Genomic DNA, 22,399 nt, shown 5'->3' on the forward strand with positions numbered 1-22,399 from the left:
CAGGCTGGGCGGGATTTTAAGGGACGACTAAATAATAGAATCACGACTGATTTGCCACAGAGTTTTGTTAATCCTTCGTTCAGTGTGCAAAATGAAGATACACTTAAATTGAATCTAGGTTATCAATCTAACGCTGATGTCGGAAACTTGAATATAGATGCCGTGGCCCTACAGACGAACAATGAGACCATTTCAGCCTCGGTGTTGGCGAATGTGTCGGTAGAGATTGATTTTGACAAGGATGATGATGAAATCCCTGCTGAAAACAGAGACTCCTATAACAACTTATTTAAGTGCGTGCAAAATTCTTTTGGAAAGCGAATACTCTACAACTGTTGTTGAAAAGGTGAAACGTGAACTTGCCACGACGAAAAAGGATGGTTGGTCTAATGCATTGAATGGCAATACCGAACTTCTGGATATTGTACGAAGGTCTCGAAAATCCGCATGGGAGCCATATTTACATTGGGCTCAAACATCTTTGTGGTATCAAAATAAGTATTGCTAGAAGCCGCAGAACTGGACGATTTTGCGGAAACTAGTTTGTGCGCATTTTGCGATCGTCTTCCCACGTTTGCATTTTCTGAATGAGAAGTTGCTTGAGTGACTCCATTCCTATATTTTCTTTAGCGCTGATTTGGAGTGCTTCGGGATAATGATTTAAAAGTTCCTGTCTGCGTTCGGGGCTAGCGCTTTCAGCTTTGTTGAACGCGATGATACGCGGAATTTTTGGATCGATCAAATCTTCCAAGATTTTGTGTGTAATTTCTAGGTGCTCCTGGTAATCGTTCGCGGTGGCATCGACGACGTTTAAAATGCAGTTTGCCTTGCTTGCTGCGCCAAGCGTACTTTTGAATGTATCGATTAGATGGTGGGGAAGTTTGCGGATAAAGCCGACCGTATCGGAAAGCAGAATGAACTTGCCGTCTCCCACGTAGAGTTTGCGCATAGTGCTGTCGAGAGTGGCAAAGAGCTGGTCTTTTACATAGACGTTGCTAGACGTTAAACGGTTCGTGAGCGTACTTTTGCCTGCATTTGTGTAACCGACGATGCCGACTTGGAAAGTGTCTTCACGGCGTACGGCTTGACGTTCGCGAGCGTCCTCGATTTTGACGAGTTTCTTTTTGAGTTCCTGAATCTTTTTGTGGATAATGCGACGGTCCGTTTCGAGCTGCGTTTCGCCTGGACCGTTCATGCCGATGCCGCGTCCGCCTGCTTGGCGGGAAAGGTGCGTCCAGGCGTGGGTAAGCCTTGGAACCAAATATTGGAGCTGTGCCACTTCGACCATCAGGCGGCTTTCGGCGGTTACTGCATGCTTTGCGAAAATATCAAGAATAATGCCTGTGCGGTCTAAAACCTTGATTCCGGGCAAGCGCTGTTCCAAATTGCGAACCTGAGAACCGGAAAGGTCGTCGTCAAAAATCACAAGGCTCGCTTCGTCTTCTTCGAGGGCTGTTTTGATTTCGGAAACCTTTCCTTCGCCGATGAGCGTCGCCGGATTGAATGCTTGCACGCGTTGCATAAAAGTGCGGGTGACGATTGCGCCTGCGGTTTCGGCAAGACGTTGAAGTTCGGCGAGATGTTCTTCCGCTATCACCTTTCGGATGCGCGGAGTGATAATGCCCACGAGGATCGCTTTCTCAATAGGATGTTGCATACGCTGAATAATATAAAGAAAAAACGGCTCTTCATCAACATGTGTGGGTGGCTTCGCCACCCTTTTTTTGTTGACTTTCGCCTAAATCAAACAAAAAAAATGGGCTATTTTCTAAAATTTAATCGCCAAAAAAAACAGAAGAAAAAGCCCATGTCAAAATTATACAAATCCATCTTCAATGTCAACGGCTGTTCAGTCGTCAAGCAGGAGCAAACCGACACCACGGTCACCATCACGGTAAGACTCACCAAGGGCAACGCCAGCAGGTGCGGCTGTTGTGGGCGAAAAGGGAAGCTCTACGACAACGGCCGGGAACAGAGGGTATGGCGGACGCTCGATCTCGGCACGAAGATGGGCTTCATCAGGATGGACACCTACAGGGTGAAGTGCAGGAAGTGCGGCGTAAAAACGGTGAAGGTGCCGTGGGCAAGCCACAGGTCAGGCTTCACCGACGCCTTCGAGCAGCAGGTCGCATGGGCCGTATGCAGCATGTCGAAAAAGGCTGTCGCAAAGCAGCTACGCATCGCCTGGAATACCGTGGGAGAAATCGCCGACCGCGTATGGGAACGCCTGGACACAAGGCCTATCAAGGCAGGCTGCATCTTCAGGCGCATAGGCATCGACGAGACCAGCTACAAGAAAGGGCACAAGTACATAACGGTGGTAGTGGATCACGACAGGCGCTGCGTGATCTGGGTCCACGAGGGCTACGGGAAGGAGGTGCTGGACCTCTTCATGAGGGAACTCAGCGAAGAGCAGCGCAAGGGCGTGGAGCTTGTGACTTGTGACGGAGCCAAGTGGATAAGGTCAAGCATCGAGGAGTTCCTGCCCAATGCCGAACGGTGCGTGGACAGCTTCCATGTCGTACAGTGGGCGACAGAAGCCCTGGACAAGGTCCGTGTGGAAGCCTGGAAGGAGGCCCGCAAGGAAAACCGCAATCAGAAACGGGGCCGAGGCAGGCCCACGAAGGATAGCGTCCCGAAGGACCGCACCGCGGAGGGGATAAAGAACTCCAGGTACGCTCTGGGCAAGGCTCCAGAGAACCTTAACGAAAGCCAGCAGAGAAAAATAGAACTCATAGCAAGCCGCTATCCGCGTCTCTACAGGGCATACCAGCTCAAGGAGGAACTGCGCATCATCCTGAAGATGGGCTATGACGATGCCAGGGAAAATCTGGACAGGTGGCTGTGGCGTGCAAGCCACTCACGCATCGGCTCAGTCAAGGATCTGTACGCAAAGATCAAGCGTAACTACGACGGAATCCTCAACACAATCAGGCTGGGCGTGTCAAACGCAAGGATCGAGGCGACGAACAACAAGATAAAGCTACTGATACGGACTGCCTATGGCTTCAGGAACATGAACAACATGCTGTCGCTGATAATGTTGAGCTGTTCCTATGTCGATGTAAAGATAGCCTACGAATGGGAATCGGAATCGAGAGAATCATCTAGCAAGGCAGCCTAAATGCTACCACACATGTTGATGATGCCTCGAAAAAACACGCAACCCAATGTTGCGTGTTTCGAGATTGAACAGAAATGTGCGAGTTGGACTCAGAACTTATTTGTGAATGTTGATGGGCTTTGCTTCGAGGAAGGATCCACAAGAAACCTTGACGATGTAAGTGGTGCTCGGAAGTCCCATCTTATTCAAGTCAAAATTGTACTGATGGTCACCAGCCTTCTTGTATCCAACGATTTCGCTTGCGACCAGTGCACCGTAGGCGGTGAAGAGACTGACCTTGACATTGTCGTTTCGGTCGAGAGTGTAATTCACATGGAGAATTCCCTTGTTATGCGAAAGTTCCAGGTGACTTGCGACACCGTTCAAGCCGTACATTAATGCGGTTGTCATTTCTCCTTCGCCGCTTGAACTTTCGTTGGTCACGGTAATTGTGATTGTGTAAGTGACGAGTTTGTTGTTGTAGCTAAAGCCTTGCGTGAGGGTGTATGAGTTTCCGTTCGAAACGCGGTTCGGGTAATGTCCGATTCTTGCGACTTTAGAAGTCATATCGAATTCCGAATAGATTGTCGCATTTTCGTTTGCGTATTCGACGACTTCACCGTTTGCATTGAACCAATGGCCCGGCGCATTTGCGGTCGAACTTGTATTCAAAGTTCCGTTCGGTTCAAGTGCAAAATAGGTGGCTAATGTGGCGACTTCCGATGCGGAAATGCCAAGTGCCGAGGCGACTTCGGAAAGCTTCAGGTCAAAGGTGACGGCCGCGTAATTATCGTCGATCGGGAGCTTTAGATTGACGTTGTAATTCAAAGCGATTGTTGCTGCGGTAGAGGCTTCGCTTGAACTGGATACTTTGGAGCTCGAACTGTAATTTTCAGAAGAGCTCGAACTGATGGATGTAGAAGAACTCGAATAGGACGGTCCCGAAGAGCTCGAAGACAGGTTTGTCCAGTCGTAATCCAGCTCGAAGTTGCGATAGTAAGCGGTGTTTGCGTTTCCGGCTCCGCTGATGCCTGTTTCAGGCTTTAAGCGATAGTCGTAATGGTAGGTGCGAATATTTTCGTTTCCTGTGTAAGCGTATTCTGTGTTCACGATAATGGCGAAGACCATTTGAGAACCATTCGTTGTCGACGGTATTTTGTCGAGATTCAAAATGGCGGTTCCTTCGCCGGTAATCGGTTCGCTGTAAACCGGCGTGCCGTCCGTGGCGCGGTAGGCGAGAAGAAAGTTCATATTCGTGTTGTTCGAATGGCTGCCGGTCGGATAGAAGGTAACGCTGACTTGCGAGGCTCCGCTAGAAACTTTCAGCGGCACCACATTGGCTCCGGACCAACCCGGAGTCGTTTCGGATGTAGGGATTAGATATCCGCTCGAATCGGTCGTCGATTGGTACGGCGTCATCGTCCACGTGTAACTGTAATTTTTGTTATCCCAATAATCTTGTTCCCAGTAGCTAGTCTGACCAAACTGTTGATTCAAAAGATCGCGAATGGATTCGGACCATTCTTTCATATCGAGCATCGCAAGCTTGGCACGGAATTCCGTAATCAAACGGCGAACCCCTGCATCTCCAAGACCAATGTCTAAACCATAGGATTCAAGCAGGTAAGGCGTTTTGCCGTAAGCGTGACCGTATATCCAACGCACGGAACCTGTACCGAGCCAAGTTCCCATGAAGGTCGGGAAAATATTGCTGTACTGCGCACCTCCCAAGAGATACCTCTGGTTTTTACCGGTAACGCCCTGCGCTCCTGGGCCACCAAACGTGCCATCGATCAGCCAACCGGAATAGCATTCGATCGGCATAAACGGGGCGATTACCGTGGCGGCATTCAAAAAGCCCATTCCGCTGTAAACTTGATTGCGACGACTAAACATGTCCTGCTGAATCCAGGTGTTTCCCGCTTCCTGGAACCAGTGAGCCTCTTTTGCGCCAGGATAACCGTTTGTCATTGAATGGATGCCTTCGTGAACCATCGCGTCCATTTGGGCAACGCGGTCGCTATAAGGGCAGCTGGTATTAAAGCTGTAAAGCGGATAAAAAGAAGCGGCAACAGCGGTGTAGCCCGCTACCCAGGTTTGCCATCCTCCAGTGGTGTCCGAGACTGCGCCACCAGCGCATGTGCCCGAACCGTAATAGTAAATGGCACTGTATTTGCCCTCTTGAGCCTGGGCGTCGGGAGCCCAGCCTAATGAATCATAAAGGTAGCCGAAATCGGTGTCGTATTTTTTGAGAATGCTGTCGATGGTGACGTCGGTAATACGGCTGTCTCGATTCGCGCCCCAGTAAAAAGCCCACCATTTCCCCGCTTTTTTGCCGGTAACGCCATTGCAATCTGTGTTGAATTCCGTCGGCGGATTGATGATGCCGATATTTGCCTTGGTATCGTAATCCAAATCGGAACGATAACTTGGCCAAGTGTAGGAATCCCCGTTAGCCGCGAAGCTCAAAGAAAGCGTTCCGGCGAGAAGAGTGGAAAGAATTTTTTTTTGTTTCATGACCCAACGACCCATTTTTGCTGGAGGAAAATTCCTCCGTTTATTTGTGTGCTGTGTAAAAATAAGTCGTATTTTTAAAATGTGAAGTGCTTAAATGCTAATGTTTTCAAAGAATCCGTGTTAGAAATGTGTAAAAATTTTACGGATTGAAGATAGGGGAATCTTTTGCCCGGCAATCGTCAAAATTTTTGTATGGGCGTCGAATTTTTGAAGGGTTCCTTTCGCGGAAGGGTATGTGCCCATCCCTTTTTCAAGGTTTGGATTTTGCACAAAATAGGTCACATAAACGGAAGGATGTTCTCCGTTTTCGAGCCTTTCCAAAAGTGCGTTTAAGGCTTCGTCGAGTTCTGCCCGAGAGTCTTCGAGCAATTCGTCTTTTTGCACATTTAGATTTTCAAAGCGTTTGTTCGCAATTTCGTCCTCGTATCCGCGGAGCGCGGCGAACGGGCTAAAGATTTTCGCTCGGTCGGTCAGGTTCATGCGCGGATGCCTTTCCCATACCTTCTGGAGGACTTCCGGATATGGTAGATATGCCATTTCTGCATAGGGATTATGCACGGTGGCCTCCGATTTGGGAATTCCTTTCTTTGGCCGTTGCGCCTTCTTCTAGATCCATGCCTTTGAGAATCGCGTTTTTGCCAAAACGTTTTTTAATCAAGAGTTCCGCTTGCAAACGCTTTTTTTCTTTTTCTTCTGCATGGGCGTCGGTGAACAGATCGAATTCTTCGTATTTGGCGTCGAGAATGTTATTGGCTGCCAGGTTCAATCTTTTGACAGTCAAATTCGGCGGAACGAGGCGGTCAAATAGTTCAAGGACCGCTTGCGCAATTTGGGACTGCGAAGACGTGTAATGCCCCATGTTCGCTGTTCCGTGGGCGGGCTTTGGAATTTCTCTTCCGTAGCGGTCGATGACAAGGGGTCCTCGGTACATTCCCTTGGAAACGTTTTCTCGGTCATAGCCCACGTCCAAGGTCAAAGCGTTTGTTACGAGATGCTTGTCGATCAGATCGAGCGTAATGGAATCGACCATTTCTCGGACGACAATACGCGCCTTTTCCCAGCTGTAAGCAGAGGATAGAACCTGCCCTGCACCGAGGCTGTTCGATTTGGGCTTGAACTTTTTGATGTCGGCGATGGTGCAAGGCTCATAGCCCCAGGCATGGTCGATCAAGATTTCCGCATTCACGCCAAAGGTCTTGTACAGCTGCTCGGGAAAGTGAAGACTTGCCCGTGCGACATCTCCCATGGTATAAAGTCCCATGGATTCAAGCCTTTGCGAAAGACCTGCACCGACCTGCCAAAAACTGGTCAAAGGTTTGTGTGTCCAGAGCTTTTCACGAAAGATCTGCTCGTCGATTTCGGCAATGCGGACTCCGTCCTTGTCGGCAGGGATGTGCTTTGCCAAAATGTCCATCGCCGCCTTGCAGAGGAATAGGTTCGGTCCTATGCCCGCGGTCGCTGTGATGCCTGTGGTTTTGAGAACATCCTGGATCATGGAGCGGGCGAGGTCGTGGGCGGATTTTTTGTACAGCGAAAGGTACCGGGAAACATCAAAAAAGCATTCGTCGATCGAATAGACGTGGATGTCGTCGGGGCTGATGTACTTGAGATAGACGTTGTAGATTTGGGCGGAAATATCCATGTACTTCGCCATCTGCGGGGTAGCCGTAATGAAATCGATTTTTTTACCGGTCTTTCGGCGGTAATCTTCGAGCTTTTGGAGGACTTCGAAGAGGCGTGGTCTACCGGGAATGCCGAGCGCTTTGAGGCTCGGGGACACGGCGAGGCAGATCGTTTTTTCGGTACGGCTGGCGTCGGCGACGACGAGGTTTGTAGTCAAAGGGTCTAGACCGCGGAAAGCGCATTCTGCAGAAGCGTAAAATGACTTGAGGTCGATTGCGATATAGGTCCGCTTTTCCACTTTCTCAATTTAAAATTTGCCGAAGGAAATGCAAATCCTAGGTGATATGGAATACGACCCTTCCGATTACCGATCGCGGTTGGATCGATTGCGTTTACGGTGCGTTGATTGCATGGTTGTATGAGAAAAAAACGCAGTAACATCTTTCCATTCGCCAGGCTTTAGGCCATCGAGCCCGAGCTTGTCTATTTGGATGCGGACAAGGCGGAGCGTGGGGAAACCCACCGCCGCTGTCATGTGGCGGACCTGGCGGTTTTTGCCTTCGATCAGTGTCAGTTTGACCCAGGAAGTGGGGATGTTTGCCCGGTAACGGATGGGTGGATTGCGGTTCCAGAGATATTGAGGTTCCGGGACGATTTCCGCTTTGCATTTTCTTGTATGATAGCCTTGGATGACAATGCCATTCATTAATTTCTGAATGGCTTCTTCGGTGATTTGACCTTCGACCTGCGCAAGATAGGTGCGCGGATGCGCCTTTTTGGGGTCGAGAAGGGTTTTAATCAGCTGACCATGATCGGTAAGCAGTAAAGCGCCTTCGCTGTCGTGGTCCAAACGGCCTGCCGCATAAACGCCTTTCGGAAAATGGAATTCATTCAATGCCCGGTGATTCCCTTCGGGGGAAAATTGGCTTAAAACGCCGTAGGGTTTGTTGAAAAGAAGGACCGTCATCGGTTATTTAGAAATTTTAGCGTCTGCTTTAGACTGAAAACGGTCGTTTTGCACGATATAGCGTTCGTGCGTGCCGCCACCGATATGGCCTTTTTCGTCATAGGCGTCGACTTCAAAAACGAGTTTTCTTTCGTCCGTCCCCACGAGTTTTGCGATGCATTCGACCTTCATGCCGATGGGCGTCGGGGCTTCGTGGGTCACGTTCATCAGGGTTCCGACAGTCCCGAATCCTTCTTCAAGGTAAGGTTGTACGGTGGTCCAGGCTGCTTTTTCGAGCATCGCGATCATCGCAGGGGTAGCGAGAACTTCTAACGTACCGCTGCCGATTTCCTTTGCGGTATGTTCGTCGTCGACAATGAATTCGATGCTACCTGTGAGACCCTCTTGTAATCGAGACATTTTCGTCAAAATCCTTGGCTGTGATAATTCCTTATAAACCTAATATAGTTATTTCCTTTTTCTAGCAGAAGGCGAGGCGAAATATCTCGCCTGCGAGCAGGATTCGAAATTTTCGGAAGACCATTTTGTCGTGTGCTGGGATGCGCAGAATCTGGTCGGCGCTTTTCTGCGGTGGATTCTTTTGTGGGCATTCCGCTTCTGTATGTGGTTGTAAAGGCCATTGTGGATGAGAATTTGGGAATTCCGGATGATGGAAAATTTATCTTTGTGAAATTGCCGAAGGGCAGACTTTACGATGGTGTGATGCATAATGGTTGCGGTATACGACAGTGGCCGCTGCGATACTTGGAACCTATGCCATTGTTTCGGAAGTTGTCGGCAGAGAACCCTAAACCAGGAGATTCCCTGTGGAATTATTGGCTGTTTTGATCGCCGCTATTTTGATGATTCTCGTGTGCGCATTCCTCTATGTTTCGTTTCGAGCGAAAAAGGATGCGGCGAGCGTCGAAAAAGAAATTCGACTGCAATCGGACAATGAACATTTGACGGCAGAGATTTTAGCATTAAAAGAAAAGAATCATTCCCTGGAAATCGAAAATTCCGGGCTTGTGCAAAAACTCGCCAAGGCAGAAGCGGACTTGAACGCATCTGAAGTGACATCCCAAAAGATGATTGAGGAACAGCAAAAACGCTTTGATGAAATTTCGCAGAAACTCACCGAGCAGATGAAGAACGCGACGGGAGAAATGCTTAAACAGCGTCAGCAGGAATTTTCCAAATCGAGCGAAATGAACCTGGGACAGATTGTGAAACCGCTCCAGGAATCCATCGAAAACATGAAAAAGTCAATGGAGGAAGCCAAGGTTTCCCAGGCAGGACTTGGCGCTTCTCTTAAAGAGCAATTAAAACATGCGATGGACATGAGCTCTTCTGCAAAGGAAAGCGCCGATGAGCTCGCCCGTGTATTCAAGCATCAGAGCAAGCTGCAGGGCGATTGGGGAGAAACGGTTCTCGCGGAACTTTTGGAAAGTCAGGGTTTGGAAGAAGGCATCCATTTTGAAACACAGGGCGTTCTTCGCGATGAAAACGGGAACCGTGTAGTTACGGAAAATGGGAAAACCTTGCGCCCGGACGTGATGCTCCATTTGGATAAGAATCGCGTTGTCGTCATCGATTCCAAGGTTTCCTTGACCGCTTTTATGGAATATGTGAATGCCGAAGACGAAGTCCGTCGAGAAGCCGCTCTTCAGGCGCATCTGGACAGCATTTTACAGCATGTGAAGGAACTTTCCGAAAAAGATTATTCCTCTTATGTGCGACCGCCTCTTGTGAATGTGGATTATGTAATCATGTTCATTCCGCATACGCCCGCATTTTTGACCGCTTGGCAGAAACGTCCAACCCTTTGGCGCGAAGCGATGGACAAGCACGTTTGCATTGCGAGCGAGCAGACTCTTTACGCTGCGTTGCAGATCATTCGAATGACCTGGCGGCAGATTACGCAGGCGGAAAACCATGAAAAGGTTTATGCGCTTGCAAACGAAATGCTCGATCGCGTGGGACAGTTCATGAAGAAGTACTCCGCGGTTGGAACGGCCTTGGCGAGTGCGCAAAAGGCTTATGAAGAAGGCGAAAAGAAACTTTCGGATTCGGGTCAGAGCATTCCGCAGACCTGTGCAAAGCTCTTAAAGCTCGGAGCAAAGCAGAGCCTTAAGAATCCGATTCCGCAGATTGAAAATGGATGTTGATGGGCGCTGTCCTGTAAAGTCTTACTTGAGCTTTTGCAGCTTGGAAAGGTTCTTGTTGCTGCCGATCAGAATCAAGATGTCGCCTTCTTCCAGGGTAAAGCTCGGGGTGAGTTCTACGCAAAGGCTTTCGTTTCTGCGGATCGCGATGATGTTTAGACCGTATTGAGAACGAACGTTCAATTCCAAAATCGTTTTCCCGGTCCAAGATGGCGGGACCTCGATTTCCATGATGCTGTGGCCTTCGGAAAGCTGTGTAAAATCGACGACGTTATCCGCGGTCAGTTTTTTCGAAAGCTTCATCGCTGCCACATGTTCTGGGACAATGCACATGGACGCGCCCAAGGTTTCGAGAACTTCCTTGTCGGTTTCGTCACGGACTTTGCAGATGATCTTCTGCACTTGAAGCGCCTTCAGGTTCATGGTGATGATCACCGAAGTGGCAAGGTCGTTCGACGTACAAACAATCACGCAGTCGTATTTTTGAATGCCGAGCTGAGAAAGGGCTTCGCGATTCTTAGCATCGACTGTCACCGCTTTGGAAACGCGGTCGGCGATTTTTTCGATGATGTTCTCGTCGTTGTCGATGACGAGAACGTTGTGGCCTTCGTTGAACAGGTCCATGGCAAGTTGCGATCCAAAAAGTCCAAGTCCGATGATGGCAAATGATTTCATAAAAACTTCTTAACCGATAATGAGTTTTGCGGACGGATATTTAATGGACAAGTCCTCTCTTGCCTTGAAAAATCCGAGGGTTAAAGTCAAAAGTCCGACACGGCCTGTGTACATCAGAAGGATGACGATGAGGCTTGAAACGGGAGAAAGCGAAGCAGTGACGCCGAGTGAAAGACCCACGGTCGAAATCGCGGAAATGCTTTCAAAAAAGGCGTGAGCAAAAGGAATATCGGAAGAAAAGGCAATCAAAAATCCACCGGTGATGCTCAGCAGAACAAAGCCTCCGGAAATAGCGAACGCATATTGCAGCTGTTCATGACTCACGGTTCTGTGGAATATCGTCACATTCTTCTTTCCCTGCAAATTAGAAAGGATGGTCATGAAAATAATCAAGAAGGTCGCCGTCTTGATTCCGCCCGCCGTTGAACCGGCAGAGCCTCCGACAATCATCAGCAGGGAAGTCAGGGCGATCGAAGAATCCGAAAGGGAACTTTGATCGATGGAAGCAAAACCCGCTGTACGCGGCGTGACCGCCTGGAAAATGGAATTCACAATCTGGTGTCCAAGATTCATGTTACCGATGGTTTCGGGATTGTGAAACTCCATGAAGAAGAAGGAGCCTGCACCAAACAAAATCAAGAATGCACTGACGGAAATCACGATCTGGGTATAGACGGACCATTTACGAGGATGCCCCGAACTTGCGATGTCGTCCCACACAAGAAAGCCGATTCCGCCAATCACGATTAATGCGGAAAGTGTCAGAAGCACGATGGAATGATTTTGAAAACAGATCATCCCTGCCCCCGGTGAAATAGCTCCCATCAAATCGAAACCCGCATTGCAAAAGGCGGAAATCGCATGGAAAATTCCAAACCATGCCGCTTTTAAAAATCCCATCGAAGGCAGAAAACAGAAAAATAAAATCAATGCGCCCACCGATTCAAAACAAAGAGATCCGATGAGAAGACGCATTTGAATGCGCTTTAAGTTTTGAAAGTTATCGGTTCTAAGGGATTCCGCGCTCAAGGAAAGGCTTTGGATACCTTCCCGGCGATTGAACAGGTGAAAGAAAACGGTGATGATGGACATGAATCCAAGACCGCCAATTTGCAACAACAACAGCAGCACGATTTGCCCAAACAGCGTAAAGTGCGTCCAAATATCGACCTTGGAAAGTCCCGTGACGCAGACAGCCGATGTCGACGTAAAAAGGGCGGTCAAAAATCCGCAACTGTTTCCCGTTTGAGATGCGAATGGAAGCGCTAGGAGAATTGCACCAAAAAGGATTACCAAAATAAAGACGGCAATGGTCTTTTGGTAAAGATTCAAAATAATTCGATGTTGTTTAATCACCATTATCAAAAGTATAGCTTTTTTGAAGGAATGTGTAAATTGAACGCTTTAGGGGTGAAAAGGGAGAAATTTTGAACATTTTTGATGAATTTGAAAATGCGGACGACATTTTTGAATGGATAAAATGCTACGTGAGAGTTTAAAAAGTTGAACTTGAAAATGCTCGAAGTTAGCTTTTTTTTGAGGTGACTTCATGAAAGCATTGATCGGTGTAATGCCCCTGTGGGATGACGAAAAGGAAAGCATCTGGATGTTCCCCGGCTACTTGGAAGGGATTCAAAAAGCGGGCGGAATTCCGATTGTTTTACCGCTCTCTTCCGATGAAGGCGACTTGGAGCATTTGGTAAAAATGTGTGATGAATTTCTGTTCACCGGTGGTCATGATGTTTCTCCGGAGCTATACCAGGAAAAGCTTTTGAACAAATCCGTCGTCTGCTGCAGTCGAAGGGATGCGATGGAAAAGATCGTGCTGCAAAAGGTTTTGGAACTCGACAAGCCTTTGCTCGGCATTTGTCGCGGTATCCAGTTTTTGAATGCCGCTCTCGGGGGAACCTTGTATCAGGACCTGCCGACGGAAAGACCTTCGGTGATGGAACATCACCAACAGGCTCCTTATGACGTTCCTGTGCACCGGGTAAAAATTCTCAAGGATTCGCCTTTGTTCCAATGCTTGGGCGTGGAAGAGCTCTTGGTGAACAGTTATCATCATCAAGCGGTCAGAAGGATGTCGCCTATGTTAAAACCAATGGCCGTTTCGGAAGACGGCTTGGTGGAAGCTCTTTATATGCCTGGACATCGCTTTGTTTGGGCGGTACAGTGGCATCCGGAATTTTCGTACAAGACGGATGTGAGCAGTATTCAAATATTGCAAGCATTTGTAAGGATGAGTGGCAAATAAAAAAGCACAGGGTTCGAAAAAGTTTTTTCCATCCTGCACGCAAAATTGTGACTTAGTCACAGCTGCCTAGAACCTCTTTATGTAATATATAGGTGTAAGAACAATCCACATAAAGAGGTAAAACATGTCTGAACTGACGATCACAAAAGAAAACTTTGAAGCAGAAGTTATGCAGTCCAAGGTCCCGGTGCTCATCGATTTTTGGGCAAGCTGGTGCGGACCTTGCCGCATGCTCTCCCCGATTATTTCCGAAATTGCGGAAGAGAGCGAGGGAAAGTTCAAGGTTGGCAAGGTGAACGTGGACGAACAGGAAGAACTCGCCGCCCAGTTCCGCGTATCGAGCATTCCGACTCTTGTCGTGGTCAAGGACGGCAAGGTCACGAACAGCTCTGTCGGCGTGCGGCCTAAGGCTCAGATTCTCGCCATGATCTAATTCTGTAAGCTACCCATTTTTAGGACTGGTTTAAAGTGAACAGTCCTAATTATGGGGAAGCTTACAAAAATGGGTAGCTGACATATATCTTTGTATTGACATACATCAATACATTTCCTAAAATAGACGCATGGCTCCAAAACGTAAATCGCAAAAACGTAAGCATCCCAAAGGCTTCAAGCTGGTAAAGGATATTTATTCCCCAAGCGAAATCGAAGCCCTGGAAAATGATACGCATGTTAGATTTCCCATGACAATCTCGGGCGGTCATGAATCCGAAACTTTGGAAGAATCGCTTTCGCGAATCAAGCGTGCCATTGCGGAATCCAAGGAAGAAAAAAAGATGTACTCAATCCGTCTCAAAGTCAAGACGGTCGATGCGATCAAGCGCAAGGCTTCTGCCGCCGGCATTCCGTACCAAACCTACATCAACGCCCTCCTCGACAACGCCGCGCTTGCGTAGAGATTGCTTCGTCACTTCGTTCCTCGCAATGACATTCTGAACGTTCCTCGCAATGTCAGTTCCTAAAATGCTATCTTTACTAGCATAGCGTAAAAAAAGGTCTTTATTATGAACATAGCTCTTTTGACAGCGGGTGGAACCGGCAACCGAATGGGACAGGACATCCCGAAACAGTTCATGTGCATTGATAATCAGCCTGTGATCATCTATACGATGCAGGCATTTCAATACAGTAAAGATATTGATGCTATCGCGGTGGTCTGCATCCCTGGATGGGAACCGATCATGCAGGCGTACGCGAACCAGTTCAACATCACCAAGTTGAAGTGGATTTTTCCGGGCGGCGATTCGAATCAAGAGTCTATCTTCAACGGCATCAGCGGGTTGAAGTCCAACGGGTGTGACGATGACGATATTATCCTTGTGCATGATGGCGTGCGGCCTCTTGTGTCGAACGAGATCATTGCGAATAATATTGCCACCTGCAAAGAATTTGGGTATGCTGTTACCGGGCTTACTTGCAAGGAAGCGATCATGGAATTGGTGGATGGGAACGTCCATGAAATCGAGATCCCTCGGGAACGCTTGGTTCGCACGCAAACGCCGCATACCTACCGGCTGAAATCCTTGTTGAAGGCGCACGAAGACGCTAAAAAACAGGGGATTGTCAATACGGTCGCCTCCTGTACGCTGATTGCCGCTACGGGCGTCAAGGATCAGCACCTGGTCGAAGGTTCTGAAAAGAACGGGTTAAAGCTGACTCGTCCGCAGGATGTCGAAATTTTCAAGGCGATGATCCATAGCGAACCTGAACCTTGGATGAAGTAGCATGCCTTACGCGGATGACGTAAAAAGGGCTGCGGAAAGCCTGCTCCCCTGGGAAAAGTTGAGCGGCAAGAACATTTTGATTACGGGCGCTACCGGCATGATCGGTTCCACCTTAATCGATGTCTTAATGTCTCATGCGCCTTTAGATTTTCATGTTTATGCGTCTGGGCGTAATGAGTCCAAAGTGGCGGCGGTCTTTTCTAAATACGCGAGGAATCCCCATTTCCATTTTGTCCGTTATGACGTGAGGGAACCTTTGGAAAGCGATGTTTGCTTTCACTATATGATTGCCGGTGCAGGCGTGGCTTCGCCGCAGCTGTATTCCACGGACCCGGTTTCCGTAATCAAGTCGAACCTTTGGGGGGTCGACAACTTGCTGTCGTACGGGGCTAAAAATGGCCTGGAAAAATTTCTCTACATCTCTTCTGGCGAAATATATGGCGAAGGGGATGGACGTGTCTTTTCAGAAGACTATAGCGGCTATGTGAATTGCGCGACCCTTCGTGCCTGTTATCCGTCTGCAAAACGGGCGACAGAATCTCTTTGCATTGCCTACGGCCACCAGTTCTCGATAGATGTGAGTATTGCAAGGCCGTGCCATGTATATGGCCCCCATTTTACCGACTCCGATAAGCGGGTGTATGCCCAGTTCATTCGAAATGTTCTTCGCAAGGAAGACATTGTGATGAAGAGTACGGGCTCGCAATACCGGTCTTGGTGCTATGCGGTGGATTGTGCAACGGCTTTGCTCTTTATTTTGCTGAAAGGCGAAAATGGGGAAGCGTACAACATCGCCGACGAAAGTTCGAATATAACTATTAAGGAACTGGCGGAGATGGTCGCTGGCATTGGAAACCGAAAAGTGGTAATCGATTTGCCGGACGAAGCGGAAAAGCAGGGCTTTAACATTGTGACGAAATCCCTGTATTCCACAGAAAAGCTTCGCTCCCTGGGTTGGACGTGTAACGGAAGCATGCTCGACAAGATGAAGTCGACGATAGAGGCGTTGCAAGGATGAAAAAAATTGTTGTAATGGGACTATTTACAGACCCGAATCAGGGAGATCCGTTAATTCATAGGACGGTAAAAGAACTTTATACGCGTTGTAGCGAAGAAAAAATAGAATGGAAAGATGTGAATTTCCGCTTTTTCTTTGAAGGTCTCCCGAGGAAATTTGCAATTCATGTCGCGAAAAAATTGTTTTATAAGGTTAAACGATTAGCCGTTCGGTTTAACTCAAAATTTTTATATAATGTTCAAATAAAAATCCTCGCATATTGCATGGCGCAACATTTTAAAGGATGCGATGGCGTTCTTCTTGTGGGCGGTGGAGTTATTCATTATAAATTCCATGATTATTGGATAACTATTTCCGCATCACTTTTAGCTTGTAAAAAATTGAACATTCCGATGCTGATTAATGCGATTGGTATTGAAGGCTTTGATGAAAAGAATCCAAAGTGCCAACTGCTCAGTAAATACATGCGGGTTGGCAGCTTGCGCTTTATTTCGACACGGGACGATGTTACGACTCTGAAGGAAAAGTATTTAAAAGGCGACACTTCGGTCTATGTGACTAAAGTGATTGATCCTGTGATATTCTGTTCTAAATTGTTTGATGTGAAGGTCCAAAAAGAAGGCGTTGTGGGAGTCGGTCTGCTTTGGAAAAACTTTATGAAAAAGTATCGTGAAAAAATCACGGTAGCGGATCTTCGCAAGTATTATATCGATGTTGTTGAAGAATTAGAACGCCGGAATATTCGCTGGGAATTTTTCACAAATGGTTTGGAAACAGATACAGATTTAATTCCCGATTTGGAAGAGCATTTTAAGCGAAAATTTGAGGTCCGTATTCCCCATGATACAGACGAATTCATGTCGATGATCGCTTCTTATAGAGGAATCATTACGGCCCGCATGCATGGATGCATTACGGCTTACTCTTTTGATGTTCCGGCTGTGGCTTATAATTGGGTGGAAAAGGTGGGCTTTTGGTTCCAAAACATTCATCATCCGGAGAGGACGATCCTGTTAGACAATCTGGATGGCTCGATGGCTGTACAACGATTCTTGACTGCCGAAAAAGAAGGCTATGAGGCAGACCTGAGAAAGGAACTGGAAGAAAATCATCTCAAGTCCATAAAAAAAGCTTTGGAATTCATTCGCTAAAATGCCAGAAAAAAACTTAACTCAAAAAACAGTCTCGTCGGTTAAATGGTCCGCCATCGAGAAATTTGGATTGCAGGGAATGCGGTTCGTTCTCGGGTTGATTATGGCCCGCTTGCTATTGCCGTCTGACTACGGTACTGTTGGGTTGATTTCGATTTTTATTGCCATCTCGACGACTTTTGTGGACAGCGGTTTTGGTCGAGCTCTAATCCGAAAGCTGGATCGCACGGAAACCGATTTTTCGACAGTCTTTTATTTTAACATCATCGTCGCTTGCGTTTGTTATGGCATTCTTTTCTTGATCGCACCTTGGATTGCGGAATTTTTTAAGGTTCCTATATTAACATCCATTGTCCGGGTACAGAGTATCACTTTGATCATCAGTGCGCTGATGCAAATTCATGTATCCAAGCTGACGATTGAACTCAATTTTAAGGCCCTTGCCATTCGCTCCATTCTGGCGACTCTCTTGTCTGGTATTTGCGGAATTATCATGGCTTATAACGGCTTTGGCGTTTGGGCCTTGGTCTATCAGACAATCTTGCAGCATGTCATCAATCTGGTTTTCATTTATATCTACTGCAGGTGGCGTCCTTCCCTTGTTTTTTCTTGGAAGTCATTTAAGGAACTGGGCTCGTTTGGCAGCAAACTTTTAGCGTCGAGTCTTTTGCATACGATTTACATGCAAATGAATACACTGGTAATCGGCCGCTTTTTTTCGGCAAAGGACATCGGTTTTTACAATCGAGGCGCCCAGTTTGCCCATTTGCCTGTGGACACAATGAACAGCGTTTTGGGTAAAGTGGCTTTCCCAATTTTTGTCAATTTGCAAAATGACGATACTCGCTTGATCAATGCGTATAGGAAGTATGTCCGGGCACTTTCAATTCCTGTTTCATTTGGGTGTATTTTATTGGCAGCGATTGCAAAGCCGCTGATTCTGCTTTTACTCACAAACCGCTGGGCGGATTCGATTCTTTATTTGCAAATTATCGCGCTCGCGGTAGTCTTTGATCCCATCTGTTCTGTGAATCTGGTTCTGCTTCAGGTGAAGGGTCGGTCGGATCTTTATTTGCGCCTTGAAATTATCAAGAAGACTGTTTCCATGGCGATTCTCTTTGCGGCGATCCCGTTTGGGGTTGTCGGCATTTGTGTGTCGAAGATTATTTATACTCAATTTGCGGTCATTGTAAATACGTATTATACGGGCAAGTTCTTTAATCTTGGCTATTTTGCACAAGTGAAGGATTTTTCCAAGTATTTGTTGATCGCGGTTTTCGCGTGCTTGCCTGCATTTGGCCTTGCGAATGTTCCTTTGACGGAATGGTTGTCTATTCCAGAAAACGCCGCGTATTTTGTAAGCCTAGCCGTGGGATGTATTTCTGCGACGGGCTTGTATTATCTATTTTTGCGGAAAGACGAGTCGTTTCAGTACTTTCTTAAAATATTTGAAAATAAGTTTCCCTTTTTAAAAAAGGTGTTCCGGTAAGCTTTCTTATGAGTCAGGTGAAAAGTTTTTTAAAGTCGGTCGCGAACGCGCTTTATACCATGAAGCGGGTTGTCAAGTTTATGTTGTGGTATCCCGCTGTGGCTCTGATGCCCCGAAATCCGAAAAAGATTCTTTTTGGCGCTTGGTGGGGAAATCAATTTTCCGATAACCCCAAATATTTTTTGAAATATATCCTTTCCTTGAATCAGGGATTTGAATGTTATTGGTTTGGGAATGAGTGCATCCGTTCCAAGGTAGAAGCTTTTCCTGGAGTGACCTTTGTAAAAAAAGGCAGCCTGAAAGCGCGTTGGCATTTATTGACTGCAAAATGGATGGTTACCAATTTAGGCGCGGAATGCGATGTGACAAATCGGTTCCCGACTTACGGCCGCATTAAGCAGCTGACTTTTTGGCATGGTACTGCATACAAGGGTGTCTGTAACCGAGACTATCACGCAGAGCTTTCCAAGAATCCTTTCAAGAGATTTGCACAGTATTTTTTATCGAAGGATTTTAGCATTGCCGCTCCGTTGTGGTCGTGGGCTTCGTTCTCGTTTGAAGAAATGCGTTTTTTGATGCCTTATGAAGTTCCTTGGCAGTTCAAGCCCGAAATGTCCATTGCTGCGGGGACTGCGAGAATCGATTACTTGATTCAAAATAAAGACAATCCAGACGAAATCCGTCGTGTCAAGGCAAACATCGCGTCGATGCTGGGGCTTCCCACGGATAAACGCTGGATCCTTTATATGCCGACATGGCGCAAGGGAATTGGGGTGAATTACTCGTTTATGACGTCTAAGAGGACCGGCGAAATCAACGCGATTCTTGAAAAGAAAAATGCCATTTTGATAGAAAAGCAGCATCCGCAGGTTTTGCAAAAGAACAATATTCAGGGCGGATGGAACGGCTCCATTTACATGATGTCGTCGGATAACGCTTTGACGGATATCGATACTCAGGAATTGTTGCTATCCAGTGATTGCCTGATTACGGATTATTCGTCTTGCCTGTGCGATTTTGAAACGATGGATAGACCCGTGATTCACTATGTGTACGATTACAAGGAATACACATCGACAGAACGGACGGATTATCATGATGTCCATGAATATGCGGCCGGCCCAGTTGCTTTTTCGGAAGATGAATTTATTCAGGCTTTGGCCATGGATGATGCGGCGATGTTGGCTGTGAAGGGCCCCAAGGCTGGAGATTTGGTTGCTGCGGAAAAAGGACATGCCTGTGAAACTTTTGCAAAGTGGGTGGGGCTGATTCCGTGATAGTTGGCAACAAATTATTAGACAAAGCGGATACATATCCTCTGCGCGGGATTTGTATGCTGATGATTTTTTTCATCATGCTTTTAATCGTTATACAAACGTGGAATATACCTCTCTAGGGGAAAATCTTTTAGTTAACCCGCTATATTTATTTGCAACTGTTATGTAGAAAACTATTGGTTACTGGTTCTTTCTTCAATTGTTGTTACGTCTGTATTTGTGTTGGCTTATGGCAAGCTAGATTCTAAAGTATTAAATAAATCTTGACTCTGACGAATTACAAAGTTTCTATACTAATCCCCGTCTATAATGTGTCTAGTTTTATTATTAGATGTTTAAAATCAGTGTCGGCGCAAACATATGATGGTGAATTGGAGTGTATTCTTGTAGATGATTGTGGTTGTAAACAAGTGATTAAGACCATTGTAAAGCTATGACACGGCCTATTGTGACCTAGTCACAGCTGCCTAGAACCTCTTTATGTAATATATAGGAGTAAGAACAATCCACATAAAGAGGTAAAACATGTCTGAACTGACGATCACAAAAGAAAACTTTGAAGCAGAAGTTATGCAGTCCAAGGTCCCTGTGCTCATCGATTTTTGGGCAAGCTGGTGCGGGCCTTGCCGCATGCTCTCCCCGATCATTTCCGAAATTGCGGAAGAGAGCGAGGGAAAGTTCAAGGTTGGCAAGGTGAACGTGGACGAGCAGGAAGAACTCGCCGCCCAGTTCCGCGTATCGAGCATTCCGACTCTGGTCGTGGTCAAGGACGGCAAGGTCACGAACAGCTCTGTCGGCGTGCGGCCTAAGGCTCAGATTCTTGCCATGATCTAATTCGAATTCATTCTCCAAAGCAACGCACCTTTTTTGTATATATTGCAAAGAAGGTGTTTGTTTATGAATACAGCTCCAGTCCGTTTAATTGTGGATAGGCTCCCGTTTTGGAGCAAACTTTCGGCTAGTGAAAAGACGGTGGTTTCGGAACGTTCCGTAATCCAGTATTTTGCGTTTCCACGGCGTCTTGCGTGATTCACCAGCTGACCTTTGAAACGGAAGTCTCGGCGGTCAAGGATACGACGGTGCTCGTCGTTCCCGCTTCCATCTGTGGACAGCTGATGGAGTCGAACATCCACGTGAAGGCTCTAGTCTTTGAAAAAGAAACGGAACGTTTTTCGCAAACGCTCTGGGCTTTGCAGATGATGCTTTTCAAAAAGTTCGATCAGCGCCTGGCTTCTTACTTTGTGGCCGCCTATGAAAAGAGCGGAAAGCTTGAAATTCAAAAGACGCAAGAAGAAATCGCTCGCGATGTAAATTCTGCCCGAGAGGTTGTCGCTCGCATGCTCCGAGAATTTTCCGCGAAGGGCCTTGTAAACGTAAAACGAGGTGCGATTCATTTCCTCGATATAGAAGGCCTAAAAAAGATAGGATCGTCTCCTCGCTCCTCGTTATGACGCTGCGGACTGTCAATGCGAGACGCCCAAAATGTCATTGCGAGCGAAGCCATCAGCAGCTAGCCACGATCTGGTTTTCGATAAGGGTGAAACTAAGCGACTCGTTTGCCCAGACGACGCAGTTCTTGATGTTCACGAATCTGAGCGAACAGTTGTCGCCGAGATCCACGTTCGGTCCTATGGTGCAGTTTTCGAGCTTCACGTTTTTGCCGATGTGGCAGGGCGGAATAATCTTGGTGCCGGGGAAGTGGAAGTTCGCGCTGTTGTCGTTCTTGTTCAGCATAATCGAATTCGTATCGATCAGCGTTTCCGGGAGTCCGCAGTCGAGCCAGCGTTCCACTGGAGCAGTTTTGAATTTGCAACCGGCTTCGATCATCATCTGCAGGGCGTCGGTCAGCTGGATTTCGCCGTTCGAGCGAATGTCTTTTGAAATCATTTTGCGAAGTGCCTTGCGGAGTTCGGCGGTATCCTTGATGTAATAGATACCGACGATGGCTTCGTCGCTTACGTAAGTCTGCGGCTTTTCGACGAGTTCGGTGATTTCGCCCTTTTCGTTCGTAACGGCGACGCCAAAGCGGCGAGGATCCGAAACTTTGTACGTGTAAAGGACATTGTCTTCGGCGAATTCAAGCTGGGCAAGGTCCGCTTCAAAGAGCGTGTCTCCGAGAATGATCAGCAACGGTTCTCCGTCGTTCACATAGGGGAGTCCGCGGGCGATCGCTTCGCCAAGGCCCTGCGGGTTCATTTGCAACACGACACGCGTGTTTCCCCATTCCGGTTTCTTTTCCAGATATTCTTGGATCTTTTCCGCCTTGTATCCGGCAATAAAGATGGTTTCTTTGGGGGTAAGACGATCGGCGTCTTCCACAATCCAATCGATAATCGTTTTACCGCCCACAGGTAACAGGCATTTGGGCAATTCGTTGGTGTAAGGGCGCAGTCTAACGCCTTTACCGGCAATGGGTAGAATAATCTTCATGGATTTTTCTTCAAAATTAGGAAAAAC

Annotated in this window: 23 protein-coding genes; 14 read left to right on the forward strand and 9 right to left on the reverse strand. The window is 47.3% G+C overall.

What is annotated here, in order from left to right; translation table 11 throughout:
• Nucleotides 1-538: 538 nt before the first annotated feature.
• Nucleotides 539-1,657, reverse strand: a complete 1,119-nt coding sequence (gene hflX / locus BGX16_RS12820; protein ID WP_100426402.1) for a GTPase HflX — start codon at nt 1,655-1,657, stop codon at nt 539-541.
• A gap of 150 nt (nt 1,658-1,807) precedes the next feature.
• Between hflX and BGX16_RS12825 the strand changes: the two genes are divergently transcribed.
• Nucleotides 1,808-3,124 (forward strand): ISL3 family transposase, encoded by a 1,317-nt coding sequence (locus BGX16_RS12825; protein ID WP_157798050.1) that lies wholly within the window; start codon nt 1,808-1,810, stop codon nt 3,122-3,124.
• A 96-nt stretch (nt 3,125-3,220) separates the two neighbouring features.
• Here the strand turns inward: BGX16_RS12825 and BGX16_RS12830 are convergent, their stop codons facing one another.
• The 5 genes from BGX16_RS12830 to BGX16_RS12850 form a co-directional block, all read right to left on the reverse strand.
• On the reverse strand, nt 3,221-5,620 hold the full coding sequence (locus tag BGX16_RS12830) for a DUF4859 domain-containing protein (RefSeq protein WP_100426404.1): 2,400 nt from the start codon (nt 5,618-5,620) through the stop codon (nt 3,221-3,223).
• 120 nt (nt 5,621-5,740) lie between these two features.
• Nucleotides 5,741-6,157 (reverse strand): hypothetical protein, encoded by a 417-nt coding sequence (locus tag BGX16_RS12835; protein WP_157798051.1) that lies wholly within the window; start codon nt 6,155-6,157, stop codon nt 5,741-5,743.
• A gap of 13 nt (nt 6,158-6,170) precedes the next feature.
• Nucleotides 6,171-7,541 carry a Y-family DNA polymerase gene (locus BGX16_RS12840; RefSeq protein ID WP_100426406.1) on the reverse strand — a complete coding sequence of 457 codons (1,371 nt, stop codon included), beginning with the start codon at nt 7,539-7,541 and terminating at the stop codon, nt 6,171-6,173.
• A gap of 66 nt (nt 7,542-7,607) precedes the next feature.
• The gene (locus BGX16_RS12845; RefSeq protein WP_100426407.1) at nt 7,608-8,210 is read right to left on the reverse strand and encodes a pseudouridine synthase; all 603 of its coding nucleotides are present in this window, start codon (nt 8,208-8,210) and stop codon (nt 7,608-7,610) included.
• A gap of 3 nt (nt 8,211-8,213) precedes the next feature.
• A complete protein-coding gene (locus tag BGX16_RS12850; protein WP_100426408.1) occupies nt 8,214-8,609 on the reverse strand; it encodes a thioesterase family protein in 396 nt (131 codons plus the stop codon).
• A 407-nt stretch (nt 8,610-9,016) separates the two neighbouring features.
• Between BGX16_RS12850 and rmuC the strand changes: the two genes are divergently transcribed.
• Complete coding sequence (gene rmuC, locus BGX16_RS12860) at nt 9,017-10,357, forward strand: DNA recombination protein RmuC (RefSeq protein ID WP_198514928.1); 1,341 nt, start codon at nt 9,017-9,019, stop codon at nt 10,355-10,357.
• Nucleotides 10,358-10,378: 21 nt separating this feature from the next.
• Here rmuC and BGX16_RS12865 read toward each other — a convergent pair whose 3' ends face one another.
• Nucleotides 10,379-11,029: a potassium channel family protein gene (locus BGX16_RS12865; RefSeq protein ID WP_100426410.1), complete on the reverse strand. Its 651-nt coding sequence runs from the start codon at nt 11,027-11,029 to the stop codon at nt 10,379-10,381.
• Nucleotides 11,030-11,038: 9 nt separating this feature from the next.
• A complete protein-coding gene (locus BGX16_RS12870) occupies nt 11,039-12,388 on the reverse strand; it encodes a TrkH family potassium uptake protein (protein ID WP_100426411.1) in 1,350 nt (449 codons plus the stop codon).
• Nucleotides 12,389-12,578: 190 nt separating this feature from the next.
• Between BGX16_RS12870 and BGX16_RS12875 the strand changes: the two genes are divergently transcribed.
• From BGX16_RS12875 to BGX16_RS12925, 12 genes are all read left to right on the forward strand, one after another.
• Entirely contained in the window at nt 12,579-13,283 is a 705-nt protein-coding gene (locus BGX16_RS12875) for a gamma-glutamyl-gamma-aminobutyrate hydrolase family protein (RefSeq protein WP_100426412.1), read from the forward strand.
• A gap of 124 nt (nt 13,284-13,407) precedes the next feature.
• Complete coding sequence (trxA, locus tag BGX16_RS12880; RefSeq protein ID WP_100426413.1) at nt 13,408-13,716, forward strand: thioredoxin; 309 nt, start codon at nt 13,408-13,410, stop codon at nt 13,714-13,716.
• 130 nt (nt 13,717-13,846) lie between these two features.
• A complete protein-coding gene (locus BGX16_RS12885; RefSeq protein WP_100426414.1) occupies nt 13,847-14,179 on the forward strand; it encodes a CopG family antitoxin in 333 nt (110 codons plus the stop codon).
• 108 nt (nt 14,180-14,287) lie between these two features.
• Complete coding sequence (locus tag BGX16_RS12890; protein WP_100426415.1) at nt 14,288-15,007, forward strand: IspD/TarI family cytidylyltransferase; 720 nt, start codon at nt 14,288-14,290, stop codon at nt 15,005-15,007.
• Nucleotide 15,008: 1 nt separating this feature from the next.
• On the forward strand, nt 15,009-16,025 hold the full coding sequence (locus BGX16_RS12895; RefSeq protein WP_100426416.1) for an NAD-dependent epimerase/dehydratase family protein: 1,017 nt from the start codon (nt 15,009-15,011) through the stop codon (nt 16,023-16,025).
• Complete coding sequence (locus BGX16_RS12900; protein ID WP_100426417.1) at nt 16,022-17,176, forward strand: polysaccharide pyruvyl transferase family protein; 1,155 nt, start codon at nt 16,022-16,024, stop codon at nt 17,174-17,176. The genes BGX16_RS12895 and BGX16_RS12900 overlap by 4 nt, the downstream gene beginning before the upstream one ends.
• A 1-nt stretch (nt 17,177) precedes the next feature.
• Nucleotides 17,178-18,665, forward strand: coding sequence for a lipopolysaccharide biosynthesis protein (locus BGX16_RS12905; RefSeq protein ID WP_100426418.1), 1,488 nt, complete (start codon nt 17,178-17,180; stop codon nt 18,663-18,665).
• Nucleotides 18,666-18,772: 107 nt separating this feature from the next.
• A complete protein-coding gene (locus BGX16_RS12910) occupies nt 18,773-19,942 on the forward strand; it encodes a CDP-glycerol glycerophosphotransferase family protein (protein WP_241899589.1) in 1,170 nt (389 codons plus the stop codon).
• A 263-nt stretch (nt 19,943-20,205) separates the two neighbouring features.
• On the forward strand, nt 20,206-20,379 hold the full coding sequence (locus BGX16_RS15305; protein ID WP_353846815.1) for a glycosyltransferase: 174 nt from the start codon (nt 20,206-20,208) through the stop codon (nt 20,377-20,379).
• A gap of 88 nt (nt 20,380-20,467) precedes the next feature.
• Nucleotides 20,468-20,776 (forward strand): thioredoxin, encoded by a 309-nt coding sequence (gene trxA / locus BGX16_RS12920; RefSeq protein ID WP_100426413.1) that lies wholly within the window; start codon nt 20,468-20,470, stop codon nt 20,774-20,776.
• 63 nt (nt 20,777-20,839) lie between these two features.
• Nucleotides 20,840-20,971, forward strand: coding sequence for a hypothetical protein (locus BGX16_RS15120; RefSeq protein ID WP_277352372.1), 132 nt, complete (start codon nt 20,840-20,842; stop codon nt 20,969-20,971).
• Nucleotides 20,968-21,393 (forward strand): Crp/Fnr family transcriptional regulator, encoded by a 426-nt coding sequence (locus BGX16_RS12925; protein WP_241899560.1) that lies wholly within the window; start codon nt 20,968-20,970, stop codon nt 21,391-21,393. Before BGX16_RS15120 ends, BGX16_RS12925 begins: the two co-directional genes overlap by 4 nt.
• Nucleotides 21,394-21,445: 52 nt before the next feature.
• Here the strand turns inward: BGX16_RS12925 and BGX16_RS12930 are convergent, their stop codons facing one another.
• Nucleotides 21,446-22,372 carry a sugar phosphate nucleotidyltransferase gene (locus BGX16_RS12930; protein WP_100426420.1) on the reverse strand — a complete coding sequence of 309 codons (927 nt, stop codon included), beginning with the start codon at nt 22,370-22,372 and terminating at the stop codon, nt 21,446-21,448.
• Nucleotides 22,373-22,399 lie beyond the last annotated feature (27 nt).

Source organism: Hallerella succinigenes, from assembly GCF_002797675.1.
Taxonomy (GTDB): domain Bacteria; phylum Fibrobacterota; class Fibrobacteria; order Fibrobacterales; family Fibrobacteraceae; genus Hallerella; species Hallerella succinigenes.